Raw genomic sequence first — 20,433 nt, 5'->3', positions numbered from 1 at the left:
CATTAATGAAGGCAAGGTTTCTTGTTAAACGGTACAGTTCATTACGGGATATCATGTCCCATCGAGCTAGTTAAAATATTGAACCATTGCTCTTTTTTCATGCTTAGGTTTAGTGAATCAATGGCGCTGTCCAGTCGTTCTTTCTTACCGGAACCAACGATGGGAATGATTTTTGCAGGATGTCTCAATAGCCATGCATACATCACTTCATCTATTCCGTTAGCACCGATTTCTTCTTTTACGATTTCTAACGTTTTTCTTAATCGGGCAGCCTTTTCATTCGATTCCTCAAAGATGCTTCCTCCTGCAAGAGGTGACCATGCCATAGGAGCCACTCCCGCTTGTTGACATATATTAACCGTTCCGTCCTCGAAGTTTTCAAGATTATATGCGGAAAGTTCCAGTTGATTCGTCACAAGTGGATATTCAAGGTAAGATTGAAGCATATCCCATTGCGGTTTTTTGAAGTTCGATACACCAAAGTTACGGACCTTTCCTGATTCTTTTAATTGATTAAACGCCTCAGCTGTTTCCGCCGGGTTCATCAGGGGATCCGGACGATGGATAAGCAATAAATCAATATAATCCGTTTTAAGATTCATAAGAGATTGTTCAACAGACTTTATGATATGAGTTTTACTAGTGTCATAATGATGACTTTTATGAGAAGGACGGTTTTCTGATTTAAGAACTATGCCACATTTCGTAACGATCTCCATTTTATCGCGTAAAGATGGCTTTAATGAAAGTGCTTTCCCAAAAATCTCCTCACACGTATAGCTGCCATATATATCGGCGTGATCATATGTAGTGATGCCCCGCTCCATTCCATGTTCAATAAGAGATAGGATTTCCTCTGTAGGAAATCTCCAATCTGCCAACCTCCACATACCGTGTACAATGCGTGAAAGACTAAAATCTTCAGTTAGATTGACTCTTTGCATGTTTTTCTCCCCTTTTATAACATGATTAATCTTGCTAATCAGTTTTTTGTTCTGCGTTCCATCATGTTTATCCTTCGTTAAATTATGTCAGAATCATTTGCTACTGCCATGAACATTAGTATAATTTAAAATTTCGGAGAATCCTAATCTTGAGTGACCCTTAACATCACGGAGCATAGGTTCATGAACCTATGCTAAAGAAATGCATCGCCGCCTTATTCGTGCAATTTCACCCGTTTGTTCCATAAGAAAAAGGCTGCCGCAGCAACCTCCTGAATTTTGTTAGTTCTTTTGTATTTTCTCATGTAATTCCACGATTTCTATTGCTAAATCTTTTGTTGTCATGGATGTCATCAAGTGATCTTGAGCATGGATCAGGAGCATTGGAATATCGAATTTCTCACCATTCACTTCTTGTTGAATCAATGCGGTTTGGATTTTATGTGCAGCAACAAACTCATGCTCTGCTTCCTTTAATTTATCCTGGGCATCGCTTGATTTACCTTGTTTTTGCAAGGTGATGGCTTCCATTGCACAACTGCGGGCATTCCCGCTATGGAGAATTAATTGAAATGATAATTCTGATAGATCCTCTTTCGTTTTCGTCATTTTACCACTCCTTATGATAGAATGTTATTTTGAAATTAATTGAAGGGCCGTACGCAATACTTCCTTGCCATTACATGATCCATAATGCATTGGATTTATCGTATCTACAGGTACTCCTTTTTCATCCCCTATTTTCTTTATATCATTAAGTAAATAACGAACTTGAGGTCCTAAAAGAATAACATCGACCTCATCTATATGGTTTCTTACTTCCATTGTGGCAACAGCCTGGATTTTCACGTTCAATCCTTCTTCCACCGCCGCTTTCTCCATCTTATTAACCAATAGACTAGTGGACATTCCTGCAGAACAGCATAATAGTATATTCATCATTATTCCTCCTTAAAATTTAGGTTCAGTTTATTTAATCAATCTAAATGTGCCCCATGGTTTAATATAATCCAGCAAAAAAAGTTCCTCTTGTACAACATGGGCGACTGCATTTTTTCGTTCATCCAATGGCATATCCCTCAAGATGACTTGAAGTTCGCCTTTGTATTTCCCAAAAGAATCATTGCCGATGAAAACGGACCCTTTGCGCTGTGGGATACTTTCCCGGACTGCAAAATCTTCATTTGCATATTTTTTCCGGACCTCCACTGAACGGACCATATACTCACTGATATCACCACGGCGAAGGTGTAATTCATCCAACACAACCTTTTGCTCAATTGGTGACGCATCCGAATGGAGTTCCACTTTCAACTCGATCATGTCACGCTGTAAGGTTCCCAGCATTCTTAATTCCTCTTCACTCGCGTAAGCATTCCCAATGATGACATCATCAATTAAACCCGTTGCCCATAGATGCTTGGCTTGTACATCAATTGAAAGTTCACGGTGCTGTTCTAATGTGCATAATCCATCATTAATACTCCAAGGACCTATATCACCAGTTTGTGAAGTAACAAATGCAGCTGTACGAATGCCATGTTCTTTAAAACGTCTACTGCAGGCGATGAAGAAGTCGTAAGGAAGACCTGTGAATTTTTGGGGATAGAAATTATGACAGCCAATGATTTGATTTTTATTCCCCTGATGCGTCAGAATGTTCGATAAATAATCGACATCATTACTCATATTCAATTCGATTTTCAATCCATAGGGATTATAGGTCATTTTAGCTTCTTTCAAGCCATCGAATCCAAGGTCCAGACGAACACCGTCAGCTCCCATTTCTGCGAAAAAGCTTAAATCATCATAACTAATATCAAACTTGTCGAAAACAGCTGGAGCAACATCAAGAATGACTTCCATATGTAGCGCTTTCGCATAAGAAATAATATCTTTATATTCTTCCATGACAATTTCATATGGTTTTGAAACCGATAATAAACACGTGAATATTCGTTCAAAACCATAACTATGGGCAAGTTTAATATATTGCTTGTCTTTATCCGGTGTAGAGTGTTCCGGATAAATTGAAATACCTAATCTTCTCATAAGCTATCATTCACTCCTTTTCTACTTTCTTTCCATTGATCCCGCCTAGCCTGTAATCCCATTAAATAGTCGCGGTAGCGGGAGGATACCATTACAGAACAAATAATCGTTGGTACAATGACAATTAAATAATAAGTCGATCCCATTGCGGTAAACAGAAAGATAGAAAAGCTAATAATTAAAATAGACAGGCCAACCGATTTCCAGGGTGTTAATTTTTCACCTAGCCGTGTTCGGAAAAAAATGATTTGTGCCCCTACAAATGATAGAGTTGCGGATATTATTTCAAGCATATTTAATGCCCGCTTTCTTTTCTTCTGGTCCAGCTTCTATTTTATTTTCATCACGTAAATGCTGCTTCTCGAACATCTTGAAAAATGGAAAATAAATCATTAAAGAGATGACGAAATTCAATAAAACCAGAACCCCGGCCATGATTGTCCAATTTGTACTGATGACAGCTGCGATGGGACTAAAGACCGTAAACGGCAGCTTAGCCATTATCATCGGTATTAACCCTAATTGAAAGAATGTATAGGAAACTATGACATTTACCAAGGGAGCAACAATGAACGGAACCATTAAAATGGGGTTCATGACAATTGGCGCTCCAAAGATGATAGGTTCGTTAATATTAAAAATCCCTGGAACAAAGGACAGTTTACCCAGCTCTTTCAAATACTTCGATTTTGAAAATAAGAACAGTACAACAAGTGATAATGTCGATCCCGCCCCGCCAATCCATACGAACCATTGAATGAATTGTTCGGTAAATAGATTGGGCAAATTCGCCGCATTACCCGTTCTTGCAAATGCATCCATATTCTCGAGAATCGCCGAATCCCACATCGGCCGTATGATCGGACCCAATATTGCCGGTCCATGAATACCCAGCGACCAAAAGAAAACGATGAGAAAGACTGTAAGCAGACCACCTATTAAACTATTACCCACCAATAAATTTTTGAGAGGTGACACCAAAGTAGTGATGATCGAGTTAATGTCAAAGCCTAAACCATAGCGAATGCCCCAGAAAAGAAGGACCACGACCAATGTTGGAATCAGGGCTGCAAAGGAATTCGAAACCATTGGCGGAACGCTTTCCGGTAATTTGATTTTTATATCGCGTTTAATCAAAAAATGAAAAATCTCAACGGAAATCAGCGATGTTACGATTGCCCCGAATAAAGAGGCTGCGCTTAAAGAGCTGATAGGTAACCAGCGACCCGCTTCTATCACCCCTGGAACGGATTCCATGACTTGGGTAGGCACAACACATGTAATCAGAAAAGCTAAGACTGATAGAAGACCTGCACTGAGTTGATCTAATTTATAATGTCCTGCAAGCGCTGACCCCACCCCAAAAGCTGCATATAAAGCCATTGCTCCCACTGTAAACCGAAACGGTACATCCAAAGCGGCACGATAAGGTGCAATCCATTCGTCATATCCATCAATCGGAAAATTCAACAAAATAACAAAGAATGATCCAATGATCGTCAATGGAAGTGTTGCTAGAACACCGTGCCTAATTGCCAGCAGATGTCTTTGTGAACCAATTTTGTTTGCGACTGGAAGCACTTTCATTTCGAGTAAACCCATAAAACTACTCAATAACCTTTCCCCCTTTTGAATAAGAGTCTGAAAAAACAAACAATTCCAATAAATAAACATTATAACGTTATATTGATTATGTCAATATTTTTATTGAAAATATGGTTTATGTTACAAACTTTTAAATCATAGGAATACATAGTGCAGTTTTATAGCCATTGCTGATAAAAATAGGTAAAAACCCTTCTCGTAGCTCCCCAAGAACACCAAAAAAAACAGGAAATTGATCACTGTCCATTTCCTGCTTTCTTTTTTGAAATCACATTTTTTTAAAAGGAATTTTTTATGACAATCTGTAGCCCTAGACTAGCCTAGTCTAGAGCTCATTTTTTTCTTTTCCTAGTATCAAATTCATATATTTTCTTTACACTTTTCATTAAAAATAGAATGATATAGCGTAGTTGAATATTTACATAATGAAATTAATGGTTTCTTCCAACGCATCATTTGCATCCGGAGATTTCCCCAGCTCGTAAACGATTTCCCCGTCAATCATCGTCATTTCAACCCGTAATTGATCAATACTGTCGATTGTTACATCCAATATTCGGTTGTTTAGCACAATCAAATCTGCTAATTTCCCTACCTCGATGCTTCCTTTTTGGTCTTCCTCGAAGCTTGCGTAGGCTCCGTTCCAGGTGTACAGCCTAATCCCTTCTATGACGGAGATTTTCTGCTCTTCCCCAATGACCGCGCCGGAAGGTGTCAGTCGGTTGACCGCCCCATGAATGCCGATAAGCGGATTGCAGTTCGAGACGGGGCTATCCGAGGCTCCTGCTACGACAATGCCAGCTTTTAAACAGGCTCCAATTGGGTAAAAATAGTCGCTGCGAGCGCCGAAGTGCTTAATGTATATATCTCCAAATTCAGTGAAAAAGTTCGGGTTAGGAACGGTCACTATGCCCAATTTAGCCATTCTCTCGATGAGATCGGGCATCGCCAAACCGGCATGCTCGATTCGATGTCTGTGATTGTGTCGCGGATATTGTCTAAGCGCTTCTTCGAACGTATTCAACAACATCTCGATCGCCCGATCGCCCTGGGCGTGAGCCGTAATTTGATAACCATCTCGATGGGCTGCGATGAGCGCGTCGTTCATATTCTCTTGCGTGTAGTACAGAATGCCGCTGTCTTCCGGATTCGTCTCATATGGCTGACGCGTCGCAAGCGTCGGCGCGGTGCTGGCTCCGTCTATAAAGATTTTCGCCGGACCGATACGAAATCGATCGTCGCCGAACCCAGTGGACAGGCACGTCTCTCTCATTCGGATAAAGTTAGGCTCGTGAACGACCATTGCATACACCCGAACCTTTAAGCGACCAGAACGAACCGCTTGCTGTAGGATGCGAAGATTGACCGGCTCGTACCCACCCGCATCATGAATTGTCGTAATGCCTAACGATACGAAATCGCGCGAAGCGATTTCCGCCGCTCTGGCCAAGACCTCTTCCGTCGGATTCATGACACGTTTTACCGGATCCATGGCTGCTTCCACTAGCAGCCCGTTTAATCTCCCGGACTCGTCCCGACCGAACACTCCACCTTCCGGATCGACCGATTGGTCGTTTACACCTGTCAATTCCAACACATTACTGTTCGCAATCATAATGTGGCCACATTGTCGCACAATTAGAATCGGGTGTTCCGTCGACACCTCATCCAGCTGATTGCGGGTTAGGTACCGCCCTTCCAACATGAACATTTCGTTGTAACCTACTGCTACGATCCACCCTCCTTCAGGGGTAGATTCCGCCTTCAGTTTCAATTCACCGATAATATCTGCATTGGATTGAATCGATGCGTCTTTGCAATTAATCGCTAGCCTTGTAAGTCCATAACCGAGTAGATGCAAATGCGAATCTATAAATCCTGGCAGTAGAGTCCTACCTTGCAAATCCATCACTTTGGTGCTTTCTCCAATCCAACGTTTGATTTCCTTGTTTGTTCCGACAGCTTCTATTCGGTTACGTTTAATGGCAACTGCTTCTGCGATCCGATTGCCCGAATCGACGGTAATGACTTGTCCGTTTAAAAATACAACATCAGCAAACATACGATCACCTCTTATTTTTCTGTAAACAAGTTCTAATGACTATGCTTTGTGGGGTTCTAGTTTTTCAGCCAATTCAGCCTACAAAACGTAATTGATTTCTACTAAGCTTCTACTTGAGTCATAGAATCAGCATCAATAATACTGTTTGAGAGATAATTAAAAACCAATGCAATAAACATTTTTCCGATGTACAACATTGACTCTTCATCTACATCAAATTTCGGATGATGATGCGGGTATATCGCATTCATCGCCGGATTCGCACCTCCCACATAGAAAAATGTTCCAGGAACCTTCTGCAGATAAAAGGCGAAATCTTCCATTCCTGTTAACGTATACGGCGGGATTTGTATCACTTTTTCCTCTCCCAGAAGATTTTTTGCTAACTTGTCCGCTTTTATTGTTTCATCCGGATGATTCCACAAAGTGGGATATCCTCTCTCGTACTTAAATTTCACAGTGGCTCCTGCGGCTTCGCAGGTGGATGTTGCAATTTGCCCAATGGCTTTTTCTATCAAATCTTGAACGCTTTCCTCGAAGGTTCGTACCGTTCCGGTAATTTTGGCCGTGTCGGGTATGACATTAGAAGCCTGTCCGCTTTGAAAAGAACCAACCGAGACAACAACTGTTTTAGATGGATCAACGCGGCGGCTGACGATTTGCTGCAAAGTGAGCACCAGTTGGCTGCCCACCACAATTGGATCTACCGTCAAATGAGGAGCTGCTCCATGCCCGCCTTTCCCATAAATCTCAATTTCAAATGTATCTCCGGCAGCCATTATATATCCCTCTCCAACAGCAACCATACCAATCGGAAGAATGGAAGATACATGGGCTCCATAAATGACATCGACTCCATCCAGACAGCCATCTTCAATCATTGGCTTTGCTCCTCCTGGAATTACCTCTTCCGCAAACTGATGGATAAAGACAACATTTCCTTCGAGCTCATCCTTCACTTCGCTTAATACTTTGGCTACTCCAATCAAGGCAGCTGTATGAACATCATGGCCACAGGCATGCATCACCCCAGGAATATGGGACTTGTATTCCACGTCTTTCTCGTCTGATATCGGCAATGCATCGAAATCCGCCCGTAGCGCTACTGTCTTGCCCGGTTTCCCTCCTCTCAAGAGTCCAACTACACCTCTTCCGCCAACTTCTGTTCTTACTTCCAATCCCAAGTTGGTTAATACATCAGCGATCTTTTTTGGGGTATTTACCTCATGGAAGGATAGTTCGGGATACATATGAAGATCTCTGCGAAATCTAACCAACTCCGGATATACCTCTTGAAGTCTACTAAATAACTTTTTGAACATCGTTACCACCCCGTTATTTGTTCTAGCATTAATCCATCGGATTGCTGATATTCGTGATTAAAATTTCCGTTCCACATTACTAAATTAGTATTCCCATTAGCCAAAGACCACTATTTTACTTTGGCATTCGTCTGTATTTGATCAGCCACGTCCCCGTGATAAACTTGATTGCTGTTTCGAATGGTTAGTCCGAACAGCGCAGAGGACAAACCAGCCGCAATTAAGAACCAGAAAGCACCGTCGTAAGAACCTTTTAATGCTGAGATGAGTACACCCATCATGATCGGTGCAATGAATCCACCAATCATCGATCCTAGACTCATAATTCCAATAGCGGAACCAATCACACTCTTGTCAAACAATTTGTGAGGAAGTGCGTATACTGCACTAAACACAAAACCATAAAAGATTGATGCCAGTGTCAAATAGGTAAAGAACATTCCAACATTAGGTGCGAAGAGTGCTAAAAATAATAACGCTGTGTAAAAAAGCCCATTCATTACAAAGTACATTTTCTCCCTACCGGAAAATCTGACCAGCAACCAACCACCCGCTGCCGTTCCCAGAGTTGCGCCCATTGTCGGAATAACTGTCAACATTCCGGCGGAAACCAAATCTAAGTGACGTACTGTTACCATATACATGGGCAGCCATGAAACCGTTCCCCACGAAGCAATGCTGATTGAAAACCATGTGAGGACTAATGCCCACGTCTGACGAGTTTTCAACAAAGAGAGCATGGATTCCTTGTTTACTGGTTGTTGTTCTTTTGCTTCTTCAGATTGAATCGGACTCCGAATGTATTTCCAAAACAGCACTCCAAGAATGACACCTGCTGCTCCAAGAGCAAAGAACACGTTTCTCCAGCCCAACCAAATCAGGAGCGTTGGCACAAGAAGACTCGTAATTAGACCGCCAACGCTATTCGATGACATTAAGATAGACTGTGCTTTACCTCGTTCTTTCTTAGGGAAAAACTCAGAAATTGCTTTTGCGCTGGCAGCAGGATATCCCCCCTCCATAATTCCGAACAAAAAACGAATCACGATCAAAGCGGTAAACGACCAAGTAAAACCGGTGAAAACTGTAAAAAACGACCAGAGAAAAATAGAAAAAAGAATCACCCTTCGGTAACCCAACTGATCTGTCAGCCAGCCGGCCGGAATTTGCATGATGGCGTAAGCCAAGAAGAAGACGCTGATTACTGTTCCCGTGGCAGTCGGACTAAGATGGAATTCTTGCCCTATCGGCACCAAAGCAAGATTCATAACTAATCGGTCCATATAAGAAACCATATAACCCACAAATAGGAGAGACAAAATGAACTTCCTGTTGTCCCCTTGAACAGCCATACGCTTCACAAATCATAACCTCCCCTTAATGATACCCAGCAAATAATGGATTGCAGCTTGCACCAAGTTTCTGTAAAAAGGCAACTTCCTCTTACGACAGTTCTTCAATTTAGTTCTTTACGAATTTACTAACTCAAGTGCATTATTTTTTGTTTTCTTATGGATCTCATTACCTCCTTTACATCAAATTGTTTATGCAAGTTTTACGCCAAGAAAAAGATCACTTTACAATGAAAAAAGGACGTAAACGGGTTGTTTTATGTGAATCTTCTAAATATTTAGAGTATAATTTTTATGAATCGATTCAAATGAATCGAAATTGAATCAACGTTACTCAAAATATTGATGAACTTTGAATTATTTTCGATTCAAAATAAACGGTGGATCCATCCGTTATCAAAGGAGAGATAAGTGCTGAATCAGAATATGTTAACCATCGAACCGGAATATTTATTCAAAATCATGAACTTCATGAATAAACCTATTTATATAACTGATAAGAACGGTATGATTCTTTTTGTTAGCGACATGAGCTGTAAGCTGATTGGGAAAAAGAAAGAGGAGCTAATCGGAAAAAACGTCTCACAATTGGAAAAAGAGGGGTTCTTCAAGCCGTCTGTTGCAAAAATAGTTTTAGATAAGAAACAAAATGTCAGCGTCATTCAACAAGGTGGAGAAGGAACAGGGGTAATTACAGGACATCTCATATTGGACAAGAATGATGAACCAAAATATGCTGTCACATTGGGTTATGATATTCCAGATTTTGTCGGTTACAGTTCTCAAATTAAAATTGAAGAATTGGATTCTGCTTTTCGGTATTATTTACAAGAATTACAAAAACTCAAAGCGAAACTTGTACGGACCAAAGAAGTCCCTTTTTTTATCGGACAAAGCCGGGTCTATGATATGCTCAAGGAAACAATTGAAAAAGTTGCCTGTGTGGAAACGACCGTTCTTATTACAGGGGAAACAGGTGTTGGAAAAACGCTTATAGCGGAACGTATTCATCATCTGAGTGACCGGAAAGATCGTCCTTTTATCCATCTTAATTGCGCAGCGATTCCGGAATTGCTCCTGGAATCCGAACTGTTCGGCTATCAAAAAGGAGCGTTTACCGGAGCAAATGCGAACGGCAAAACCGGACTTGTCAAACTTGCGGAGAAAGGCACCCTTTTCTTAGACGAGATTGGCGAACTCTCACATTCTTTACAACCCAAACTCCTTCAATTGCTGCAAAATAAAACGTACATGCCGATTGGAGCTTCCCAAACGGTAAAAGCCGATGTGCGTATCATTGTAGCTACCAACTGTAATTTGGAGGATATGGTCAAAGAAGGAAAATTCCGGGCTGATTTATATTACCGCCTCCATATTTTACCAATACGCATACCCTCGCTTCGTGAGCGGAAGGAAGACATCTTTTGTCTCCTTCAGTATAATTTGGAGAAGTTTAATTACTTGCATAACCATAAACGAGTGCTTTCTACAAAAGTGGTCGAAGTGCTTCAAAACTATCATTGGCCTGGAAATGTACGGGAATTGGAAAATATAATTGAGCAGCTTGTCATTATGGCAAAAGAGAATGAAGTTGCAATTCAGGATTTGCCAAAACGCTTGATCGATTCAGTCTGCGAAGACGTTTCTACCTCTTTAAATGCAGGAAATTCTTTACATGAAGTTTTGGAAAGCGTCGAAAAAAGAATGATCACACAAGCATTCCATCATCATAAAACAACCCGCGATGCGGCAAAAGCACTGGGCGTTACTCAGTCATTATTTATGCGCAGGTTGGCGAAATATGCGATTACAAAAGAAGAAAAATAAGCTGGAACGGTAGTTGCCGCCGTAACTGATAAAAATGTTAGGAAACCTTGACAGTGTGAGGGACCAACCAAAAGTCATGCTTTGTTGCAAAAAAAAAAGCACTTAACCCCTAGGTAAAGTGCTTTTTTCAATTTTTTACCTCATTCGCTTTCTGCATTCTCCTTATTCTGGAGATGACGCTGCAACCAGGCTTTCATTATTCTTTAATATCCCACTGCGGATTCCATACGACTTCCCAAAGGTGTCCATCAGGGTCTTGAGAGTGTGCAGAGTATCCTCCCCAGAAAGTGTCATGTGCCGGATCGGTTATGATCGCGCCAGCTTTTTTTGCTTTTTCCAACACAATATTCACTTCCTCTTTACTACCTACATTGTGACCAAGGGTAAATTCAGTAGGACTTTTCGGAGACAAAGGAACCTTGGCCTCATGCGCTATATCCTTTCGACTCCAAATGGCAAGCTTTAGGCCTTCTTGCAGGTCGAAAAAGGCAACGGCTCCATGCTCAAATTCTTTGCCCACTATTCCTTCTGTTTGAAATCCAAGGCCTTCCCGATAGAATTCCAGCGATTTTTCCAAATCATCCACACCTAATGTAATTACAGTAATACGTGGTTTCATGATTGCCCCCCTTCTTACTTACTTTCTCCTTCTATTGGTTACAAATGCATGTAGTTCAAACCAGATCAAAGTAAACAAATTTTTTGTCAATCTAAAATGATCAAATTTTACGAGTCCTAATAAATGAGTCCCTCCTTTATACACTTGGTTAATTTTAACATTCCCCATCTTTTTTTCCATTAATTTTACTAATCCATTTTATTGGTATTTTAAGTGTAAAATAACTCTCTACCTACTTTAACCGCTCTTTATCCATTAAAAAGTCCCTCTCGATTGAGAGGGGCCTTTAATGGATTGCACTTAACCTTCAAGCTCCTTCTTCTTGTTTAAGAGTTGGAGGTATTCCCTATCCAATTCCTCTTTTTCCTCTTCCTTCATAACACTGGACAGTTTCCCAAGTGTCTCGATGATTTGCACTTCAATCATAAGAAGTTCAGCCTGTTTATCTTGATGACCATCTTTAAGCGTAGCCGATTTAGTTGATTTCTGATTGATCGCACTTACTCTCGGAGGTTCATCTTCAAATGAAAGTGAATGGGTTGCAAGCGATTGGATCAATGAACGATCATGAGTCACAAAAACGATGGTTCCTGGATACGCCTTTAACACTTCGGTTAAAGCCTCTTTAGTTTGAATATCCAGGTAATTTGTAGGTTCATCCAAAACCAATACATTATAGTTTCCCAAAAAAACTTTTGCTAGGGAAGCCCTGACTCTTTCCCCACCGCTTAAAAGTGATACTTGTTTGTGAACATCATTTCCTTTAAAAGCTAATCGTGATAATAGCGTACGAATAAAGGCTTGATTGTAGGGACTGTCCTCCAATATATTTTCAAGAACCGTTTTACTTTCATTCAAATTTTCTTGTTGTTGGGCAAAAAATCCAATCTTTGCTGGCTTCGCGACATATAAATCTGAGTGCCGCTCCACTATCTTTTTCAATAATGTCGTTTTTCCTGAACCATTTTGACCATTGATGGCGAGTCTGCAAGCTAGGGGGACATCTCCAAAAATATGTTGTTTCAGCATCCTTGAACCGACTTTCAGGAAACAGCCATTAAATCGAATGACCCTTTTGCTATGCAAAGATGGGAATTCTGAAATATCAAAAATTATAGGGGAATCTTCCCTCGGTTTTTCTTTTTTTGCTAATTTTTCGATTCTAGTTTCAATCGCTTCAGCAGAACGGTTCAATTTCGCCTTCTGTTTCCCGGAGCTCCGTTTATGGAGCCTTGCTTCTGAATTGCCCATTCGTTTAGGGGCTTTCCTAATTGAATCAGATTTGGCTTGGAGGTTTTGTGCAGCCTGTTTCAACCGATTCTTTTCACGGGTGTACTCTTCATATTGCTTATTTTCCTTTTCTGTTTTTGCTTGCTTTTGTTTGATATACGCTTCGTAATTCCCTTCATATACAGTTACCTTGCCTTGCTCGACTTCCCATATTGTTGTACACAGATGATTTAAGAAAGCTTTATCATGTGAAGTAAGCAAAATAGCGCCATTAAAAGACTTTAAATCCTTTTCCAATTGTTCAATTCCGGATATATCCAAATGGCTGGTAGGTTCATCCGCAATCAATACATCCGCATTGGAAGACAGAACTGCGGCGATTTTTCTTCGAGTAAGTTCTCCGCCGCTTATGATTTCTTGATTCTCATTGGGCAATTTCCATATGCTCGTTAACTCCCCGCTTATTTCTTGTTCAGTTTCTTCAATTTGCGGGATATAGCCGACTGTTCCATAGCTCTCTATATGACCGGTATCGGGTTCCCTCACGCCCGCTAGAATAGAAAGCAAGGTCGTTTTACCTTCTCCATTCCTACCAACCAAACCAACACGGTCATGGCTGTAAAGATGAAGTGAATCAACGGAAAGAACTTCACGGTTCCCGTAACTTTTCTTTAAATCATTCGCTTTTAAAAATAACATGAAAAATCCCCCTCTATTTTTCTAGAGAGAGATCGCCTGTTACTAAATTAATATACATAAACCAAATATACCTCATCTGATTTGATAACAGATAAAGCAGTTGTATATAAATTAGTACCTATAAACGAACAGACGAATCCCATCTCTAAACATAATCATAAAAAATCTCACAAGGGTATCTAAATAGAGTCTTGTTCAAATGAAATAGTGATTCACTTTACTCACCAATAAATCCGGTAAGCAAACAAAGTGACGCGTATTTTCATTGAACATATTTAACCGATTACACCCATTGATATAGATTTAGATTTACTGTTTATTTGATAAGATTACTGCTTCATTGTATGAGGTACCTTTTCCTTCCAATGTAATGAATTAATGATTGCATATTATTCATATGTTTGTAAAGCCATTTTATTCCTTTTTTTGATTAATGCTCATAAAAAAGTGAGAGAATTAATTGGGCTCAACATGGACATGAACATCATATACTCCATGATCTTTCATCATCACTTTCTCTACATGCGTCGCTATATCATGTGCTTCTTTAATATCCAAGGTAGAATTGACAAGAATGACAACATCAATCACTTCATTATTCCCGTAATTTCTCCCTTTAATTTCTTTTATCCCCTTGACTCCATCCACATTTGTAATTACATCCTTATATAGTTGAATTTTATTTTCATCAAATCCGTCTGAAAGTTCATGCGAGGCTTGAGTAAAAATCTCCCAGGCTGTTTTGCATATTAATAATCCAACAATGATGGCAGTAAGGGAATCCAGCCAAGGCATATTTAATTGGGAACCAAAAATCCCAATAGCTGTTCCGATACTTACCCAAGCATCCGAGATATTATCTTTTGAAGCTGCCATAACGGCTTTACTATTAATTTTTATAGCAAGCTTTTTATTATATCGGTATACAAAATACATGGCTATTGCTGATAAAACACCTACATACCCTGCAATAATGTCAGGTGATTCCTTTCCACCTTTAAGCATGGAAGCAACGGCGTCTATTAAAACTTGTACACCAACAGCAAACATGATGAATGAAGCTACCATCGAAGCAATCGTTTCGCTTTTCCAATGACCATAACCATGATCTTTATCGGGGGGTCTTTGAGCTAACCTTAAACCGATCAGCACGGCAATGGACGCGACAATATCAGTCGTGTTGTTCAAACCATCCGCTTTCAAGGCCGCTGAGTCGCTTATGTATCCTATAACCAGTTTCATTATTGATAGACAAATATAAGCAATTATACTAATGATTGCACCACGTTCGCCTAATTTGAGGTCATTATATTTTTGTTCTTCCATTCAACTTCCCCCCACAATTAAGTACCTGAATATCATATCAACTTAAAAATGGGTGGGTCTATAGCAACCTTTTTGTATCGCTTTATATAAGTAAGTGATATATAACTATGTTGCATAAGGCAAACTATCTGAAAAGAAAAATATTGATGAACCCTTGACAAAATCCCCGGATGTTAACGCCGCATAAATAATGAATTAAGTGAGATTTATATCGTTTTTTCAACTTTAAAACAAAATAAAGTTCCGCTTTCGTTTGATTGCAAATTATATTTTATATGTAGTGTTTTAGCTATATCCTCAATTATTTTTAAGCCAAGCCCCTTACTTTTACTATCGATATCAAAACCAATTCCATTATCCTTGATACTGAGTCCATTATTTTCAATGGTTATCACAAGTTTATCAGCCCTCGAGTGATTCAACACATTTTGGAAAACGTTATCGAATAACCTTTGAAGCCACAAGTCATTACTTATCCATTCCAACTCTCCATTTAATGGATGATAAATTAATTCAATACCATGCATGTTATACAAATAACCCCATTTTTTAACCATCATTTCTATTAAATCGTGCATGTTCACTTCATCATTTAAGATATAAGAATTATCTAACGCATCTGTGGATTGAATATTATATTCATTTGTTAATTCGGAAATATAATCAATTTGTTGATATAGTGATTGTAAAAGTGGAACTTGATCCGTATATTGACCTTCTAAATAAAACAATTGTAATCTTATTGCTGTTAAAGGTGTATTGATGTCATGCCTTAATTTATTTAAGAGTTCCTTTTTCATTTCCTCCTGGTGTTTTAGTTCCAATTCCCGATAGGTCGTTCTTTCTATTAATAAGTTCACCGATTTAGTTAATTTCCCGATTTCATCATTGCTTTTAATCTCTAATATATTCGGAATCTCCTTATCACTAGCTAAATTCCTGATGGTTTCATTCAATATATTTATTTTATTTAATAGCGAGTTAATAGATTTGGAAAATAAGAAGGCTAACAATAATAATGATAAAATGAATACCCCAAGCATTGTAGGATATGCAAATGATTCATGAAAAGGAATGTCATCATTTGTGGTTTTAAAGGCCAAGTCATAAATTACTGACATAAGGATACTGATTAACAGTAATATAAATGGCACGCTAATTACGGCGATAAATAATAATAGCTGGTATTTTTTCTTTAATTTCATTTTTTTATATAGGTATTCAATCTATACCCTTCTCCATATATATTTTGGATGATCTCACCGGTGTTATCATTGATTTTTGTTCTAACTTTTTTTATATGTACATTAATGATATTTTGATTCCTATCCTCGAGCTGCCATAAATGTTCAAAGAAATGTTCTTTCGTTAAGATCCGATCCCTATTTTCATATAAATAGAAAAATATTTTACGCTCTATCGCAGTAAAAACCACTTCATTATGCAAGTCATTATTGAATACCTTTTTATGTTCGGCATCTATATATATATGCTTAATTTGCGTGAAAGTACCATATTGATGATCCAGCAATTTCTGCATTCTTAGTAATAGCTCCCTAGGATCAAAGGGCTTAGTCATATAATCCTCACCAATTGTCAAACCTTGGAGTTTGCTTTCCATATCATTTCGGGCGGATAGAAAAATAACTGGAATATTTATACCTAGACTTTTTACTTTCTTTGTAATTTGATAGCCATCATCTCCTGGCAGCATAACATCCATAATGACTAAATCCATCTCATGGATTATATCTATAATATCTTTTCCTTCTTTCACCCAACGTACATTGTATTTTTCGCGTTGCAAAATTTTTTTCAATAAATCACCAATCATCAAATCATCTTCAACAATTAAAATATTATATCTTTTCATCATAAAGCCTTTCTTTATTCATTTGATAAATTCCATGGCAAGATCATATATCTCATCTGGCACATATAAATAAATGCTGTGCGTCCCATTCAGTTTTATTACATCCGCTTTTAATAGTTTCTCTGCAAACTCCTCATAATCTTCATTTTTTTGTTTTGTATATTTTGAATCCTTATTTTCATCGGCAATCGCATCTAAAAATAAAATGGGTGTTCCTTTTGGAATCGGCAAGTTAACTGATTTTTTCCCATTTCTGTAACTCTGTAAAAGCTCTTGCTCCATATCATCATTAAAAAACTGTTTATATGATAGTGCTTTATACACTTCCTTTTCATGGTCACTTAAGAATGATTGCCGAATCACTTCGGGATTATAAACAGCAGAAGGAACAAGACGATGCAAACCCATTTTCGTTAAAATATTCACTCCTCTTACAGTCAATGAATCTACCATACCCATTTTATGAGTTACATATTGGTGCGGTAAACCAATATCCAAAGCAATGATTCCCTTTACTTCACTTGGGTATTTTTGTGCCCAGTAAATAGCTTCGATACCTGAAACTGAGTGTGGAACCAAATAATAAGGAGGTTTATTTCCACTTTCCATCAATGATTTCCTGCTTTGTTCCAATATTGTATCAATATCCCTATCATCGTGAAAAACATCACTGTATCCATATCCAGCTCTTTCAATGACTGCAATCTTATTTTCTTTTGCAAACTTACTATATAATCCTTTCAATTCATAAACAGGAGCAGCAATCCCGGAACCGGACATAAAAACGTATGTATCCTCGCCGCTGCCTTCCGTATATACATTAATTTCTTTGTTATTAAAATTAACGGATGTTCCTTCACTAATTAATGAAGACTCCTTGTCCTTTTGATAATTATGGTAAATAAAAACAGCTATTGCTACAAAAATGATAATAACAATCAAGGTAAAAAATATATTCTTTGATACTTTCAACATTTTCCTCATAGAGAAAACTCCTTTCAAGTGATACTGAAAGGATATATGTTAAAAATAAATTTCTAATAAATTTTCTTTGTATATTTTCACTTTTACTTTCAATAACAGTGAATTTCATTAGAAAAAGGCTGCTCCAAAGCAGCCCAAACTATTGAAGGAAAATCTTTCCGAATGAAGTAATAGCATCCCTCCACCATATTCCTAAGGATAAATAATATTATATGTAGGTTTAATCACTCCGTTTGGATATTGTTTCATTTCAACTAAATCTAATTTTAGACTTGGCTTAACGCTGCCGAAAAGAGGGATGCCTTCACCGATTATGACTGGATTCACTTTCAGCACCAATTGATCAATGAGTTTATGTTTTAATAACGTTCCAGCCAATTCTCCTCCCCCGCAAAGCCATAGCTTTCCGTCACTTTGCTTCTTGAGATTTTCAATAAACGCAACGGCGTTTCCTTCGATAAGTTCTACCTCCTCATTCGATTCAAACTGAAGAGAGCTCGAAAAAATATAATGTTTCAAGCCCTTATAACCCGGTTCACCCGGTTTAGCTCCGAATTGAAATCCAAATTCATATGTTTTACTTCCCATCAACACCGCTTCATATTGCTGGATATCGGATAAAAAGTCTGGGACATGTTCTCCTTCAAATAAGAAAAAGGATTGATTGATATTCCCATCCAACATTGCTTGATCGGCAATGAAATTGTCCAGTGAAACCGCTACATGATATACCAATTCTGCCACTTAGTCATCCCTCCAAAAGTGATTACACATTTTACACGAACAACGGGTGTCCCCCATAACCTTTTGTAAAAGGTATCAGATAACCATCTCCTTTTTTTGTAAAACCATCAAAGTAATATATATTCGTGAATCAAGAATAGAATCCCTTCCGAAGAATTGCCGTGTCAGTGATATATACCGCTTCTTACCTCCTTGTTTTCTTGGCGGATATCAAGGAACCGCTTTACCTGGCATCTATCCATGTTCTCACCAATGTGGTATTATTTTGAATATTAAGTTAAAAGGAGGCATCATTTCATGTTTCTTGCAAAAACTCCCGAACCACCCTATTACGCTTGTATTTTCACTTCTCAAAGAAGCGATAAGGATGCCGCAAGCTACAATTCAACCGCGGAATTCATGGATGAACTTGCCGCTCAACAAGATGGCTATTTAGGAGTCGAAAGCGTAAGAGATCAAAACGGGTTAGGAATTACCGTATCCTATTGGAAGTCCCTGGATGCCATAAAGCTTTGGAAAGAAAATGCCGCTCACAAAAAGGCACAAGAAAAAGGTTTGAAAGATTGGTACTCATCATACTCAACCCGAATTTGCAAGGTTGAAAGAGATTATACAAGCAAGTGAGGAAACTAAGATTTCATGTACATACATGGAGTCAGCTATGATAAAGACCGCTTTTTAAGCAGTCTCAGACTGTAGAGAAAACTCTAATAAAAGAGAGTTTGCCTGCAGTTTTTTAGGGGTATGTACAAATTGAACGTTGATTTCCTCTCAGGCACTCGCTTTCCGCGGGCAGTCAAACTGACTTTCATTCAATATACCTTCGGGATTTGTTTAATTTTAGGCAAAAATTCAAAGGGAGTTTCAAAAGTGGTTCGGAATATTTTAATTCCAAACCACTTTTGTCGACAAACTGAGACCGCCTTTTAAGCGGTCCTCACAATGAATTAAAAGGTCACTAAATCTTCTTTTATGAGTGAGTACATATATAAATCATCGAATTTGCCACATGTATATTCATAATGCCTTAGCAATCCTTCTCTTCTAAACCCTTGTTTTTCCACGAGTTTTTGGGATGGGTGATTATCAGGTTCTATTAAAGCTTCAATCCTTTCCAGGTGAAAGTGGCGATAGCCATACATAACAACGGCTTCCAATGCTTCACTAGCAATGCCTTTTCCCCAATGATCTTTACTTAATTCATATCCAATTTCAGCTCGATGATGCTTGGTGACCATATTCAGAAAACCGCAACTTCCTATAACCTTACCGGAATCTTTTAATGTAATTCCCCATCTGATTCCCGTACCTTCCTGGAATATAGATTCGTACCATTTAATTTCATCCCATACGTCATTTACTGTTTGGCAAGGATCTAATCCCATTGGCTTCACTACATCTATATCAGATAAATATTTAAACATATCACCCGCGTCTTCTATTGTTACTTCCCTTAAGATCAATCGTCGTGTTTCAATAAGCGGAAATTCCTTCTCCATCCACTTTCCCTCCCCCAAAGTCCCTTTTCCATACGTTACCTGATTTAATCATTACCTAATTAAAGCCGATAATCAACGCTTTATTGTATAAAGAAATAATGATAATAGCTAAAAGGCGCTGTTTAAAATTCAATATGAGGCAAAAAAAAACAGCCATTAATATTGGTGTCTTTTATTTTGACAACAATAAATAGGCAGCCCTGTTTTGTTGTCCATCATTGTCCATATAGGACGCTTCCCACTCTTTGTACATAGTCTGAAAGGGTAAACAAAAAAGGAGGATTTCTTGAATGTA

General features: G+C 38.7%; 19 protein-coding genes. 2 read left to right on the top strand and 17 right to left on the bottom strand.

Translation table 11 applies throughout. From position 1 onward, the window contains the following. Nucleotides 1-41 precede the first annotated feature (41 nt). The 9 genes from MKY17_RS10155 to MKY17_RS10115 all read right to left on the bottom strand — a co-directional run bounded on the left by MKY17_RS10155 (nt 42) and on the right by MKY17_RS10115 (nt 9,337). Nucleotides 42-944 carry an aldo/keto reductase family oxidoreductase gene (locus MKY17_RS10155; protein ID WP_339201821.1) on the bottom strand — a complete coding sequence of 301 codons (903 nt, stop codon included), beginning with the start codon at nt 942-944 and terminating at the stop codon, nt 42-44. A 282-nt stretch (nt 945-1,226) separates the two neighbouring features. Continuing rightward, nucleotides 1,227-1,553, bottom strand: coding sequence for a PTS lactose/cellobiose transporter subunit IIA (locus MKY17_RS10150; RefSeq protein WP_339201820.1), 327 nt, complete (start codon nt 1,551-1,553; stop codon nt 1,227-1,229). A gap of 24 nt (nt 1,554-1,577) precedes the next feature. Then, the gene (locus tag MKY17_RS10145) at nt 1,578-1,883 is read right to left on the bottom strand and encodes a PTS sugar transporter subunit IIB (RefSeq protein ID WP_063234623.1); all 306 of its coding nucleotides are present in this window, start codon (nt 1,881-1,883) and stop codon (nt 1,578-1,580) included. A gap of 30 nt (nt 1,884-1,913) precedes the next feature. Further along, the gene (locus tag MKY17_RS10140; RefSeq protein WP_144528477.1) at nt 1,914-2,996 is read right to left on the bottom strand and encodes a MupG family TIM beta-alpha barrel fold protein; all 1,083 of its coding nucleotides are present in this window, start codon (nt 2,994-2,996) and stop codon (nt 1,914-1,916) included. Next, the gene (locus MKY17_RS10135; RefSeq protein ID WP_339201819.1) at nt 2,993-3,289 is read right to left on the bottom strand and encodes a hypothetical protein; all 297 of its coding nucleotides are present in this window, start codon (nt 3,287-3,289) and stop codon (nt 2,993-2,995) included. Before MKY17_RS10135 ends, MKY17_RS10140 begins: the two co-directional genes overlap by 4 nt. Then, nucleotides 3,282-4,610 carry a PTS sugar transporter subunit IIC gene (locus tag MKY17_RS10130; RefSeq protein ID WP_339201818.1) on the bottom strand — a complete coding sequence of 443 codons (1,329 nt, stop codon included), beginning with the start codon at nt 4,608-4,610 and terminating at the stop codon, nt 3,282-3,284. Before MKY17_RS10130 ends, MKY17_RS10135 begins: the two co-directional genes overlap by 8 nt. 409 nt (nt 4,611-5,019) lie before the next feature. Then, nucleotides 5,020-6,663 (bottom strand): amidohydrolase, encoded by a 1,644-nt coding sequence (locus tag MKY17_RS10125; RefSeq protein WP_339201816.1) that lies wholly within the window; start codon nt 6,661-6,663, stop codon nt 5,020-5,022. A gap of 101 nt (nt 6,664-6,764) precedes the next feature. Then, nucleotides 6,765-7,985, bottom strand: coding sequence for a M20 family metallopeptidase (locus MKY17_RS10120; RefSeq protein ID WP_339201815.1), 1,221 nt, complete (start codon nt 7,983-7,985; stop codon nt 6,765-6,767). 110 nt (nt 7,986-8,095) lie between these two features. Further along, nucleotides 8,096-9,337 (bottom strand): MFS transporter, encoded by a 1,242-nt coding sequence (locus tag MKY17_RS10115; RefSeq protein ID WP_339202354.1) that lies wholly within the window; start codon nt 9,335-9,337, stop codon nt 8,096-8,098. A gap of 411 nt (nt 9,338-9,748) precedes the next feature. Between MKY17_RS10115 and MKY17_RS10110 the strand changes: the two genes are divergently transcribed. After that, nucleotides 9,749-11,164: a sigma 54-interacting transcriptional regulator gene (locus tag MKY17_RS10110; RefSeq protein ID WP_311625160.1), complete on the top strand. Its 1,416-nt coding sequence runs from the start codon at nt 9,749-9,751 to the stop codon at nt 11,162-11,164. 196 nt (nt 11,165-11,360) lie between these two features. On the opposite strand, the gene MKY17_RS10105 is transcribed toward MKY17_RS10110, so the two are convergent. The 7 genes from MKY17_RS10105 to MKY17_RS10075 form a co-directional block, all read right to left on the bottom strand. Then, nucleotides 11,361-11,783 (bottom strand): VOC family protein, encoded by a 423-nt coding sequence (locus tag MKY17_RS10105; protein WP_339201814.1) that lies wholly within the window; start codon nt 11,781-11,783, stop codon nt 11,361-11,363. Nucleotides 11,784-12,083: 300 nt separating this feature from the next. After that, nucleotides 12,084-13,712: an ABC-F type ribosomal protection protein gene (gene abc-f / locus MKY17_RS10100; protein WP_339201812.1), complete on the bottom strand. Its 1,629-nt coding sequence runs from the start codon at nt 13,710-13,712 to the stop codon at nt 12,084-12,086. 456 nt (nt 13,713-14,168) lie between these two features. Then, nucleotides 14,169-15,038 carry a cation diffusion facilitator family transporter gene (locus MKY17_RS10095; protein ID WP_098372885.1) on the bottom strand — a complete coding sequence of 290 codons (870 nt, stop codon included), beginning with the start codon at nt 15,036-15,038 and terminating at the stop codon, nt 14,169-14,171. Between the two features lie 206 nt (nt 15,039-15,244). Next, nucleotides 15,245-16,243 (bottom strand): histidine kinase dimerization/phospho-acceptor domain-containing protein, encoded by a 999-nt coding sequence (locus MKY17_RS10090; protein ID WP_098372884.1) that lies wholly within the window; start codon nt 16,241-16,243, stop codon nt 15,245-15,247. Continuing rightward, entirely contained in the window at nt 16,240-16,911 is a 672-nt protein-coding gene (locus tag MKY17_RS10085; protein ID WP_339201810.1) for a response regulator transcription factor, read from the bottom strand. Before MKY17_RS10085 ends, MKY17_RS10090 begins: the two co-directional genes overlap by 4 nt. Before the next feature lie 18 nt (nt 16,912-16,929). After that, nucleotides 16,930-17,895 carry an alpha/beta hydrolase gene (locus MKY17_RS10080; protein WP_339201809.1) on the bottom strand — a complete coding sequence of 322 codons (966 nt, stop codon included), beginning with the start codon at nt 17,893-17,895 and terminating at the stop codon, nt 16,930-16,932. 192 nt (nt 17,896-18,087) lie between these two features. After that, a complete protein-coding gene (locus MKY17_RS10075; RefSeq protein ID WP_339201808.1) occupies nt 18,088-18,639 on the bottom strand; it encodes a dihydrofolate reductase family protein in 552 nt (183 codons plus the stop codon). A 297-nt stretch (nt 18,640-18,936) separates the two neighbouring features. Between MKY17_RS10075 and MKY17_RS10070 the strand changes: the two genes are divergently transcribed. After that, nucleotides 18,937-19,263, top strand: a complete 327-nt coding sequence (locus MKY17_RS10070; RefSeq protein WP_098372881.1) for an antibiotic biosynthesis monooxygenase — start codon at nt 18,937-18,939, stop codon at nt 19,261-19,263. A 323-nt stretch (nt 19,264-19,586) separates the two neighbouring features. Here MKY17_RS10070 and MKY17_RS10065 read toward each other — a convergent pair whose 3' ends face one another. Beyond that, nucleotides 19,587-20,138, bottom strand: coding sequence for a GNAT family N-acetyltransferase (locus MKY17_RS10065; protein ID WP_339201805.1), 552 nt, complete (start codon nt 20,136-20,138; stop codon nt 19,587-19,589). Nucleotides 20,139-20,433 lie beyond the last annotated feature (295 nt).

Origin of the sequence: Peribacillus sp. FSL P2-0133 (assembly GCF_037975445.1) — a bacterium.
GTDB classification, from domain to species: Bacteria; Bacillota; Bacilli; order Bacillales; family DSM-1321; genus Peribacillus; species Peribacillus simplex_E.
The sequence above is the reverse complement of the archived record's forward strand: the minus strand, read 5'-3'. Positions and strand labels throughout refer to the sequence as shown.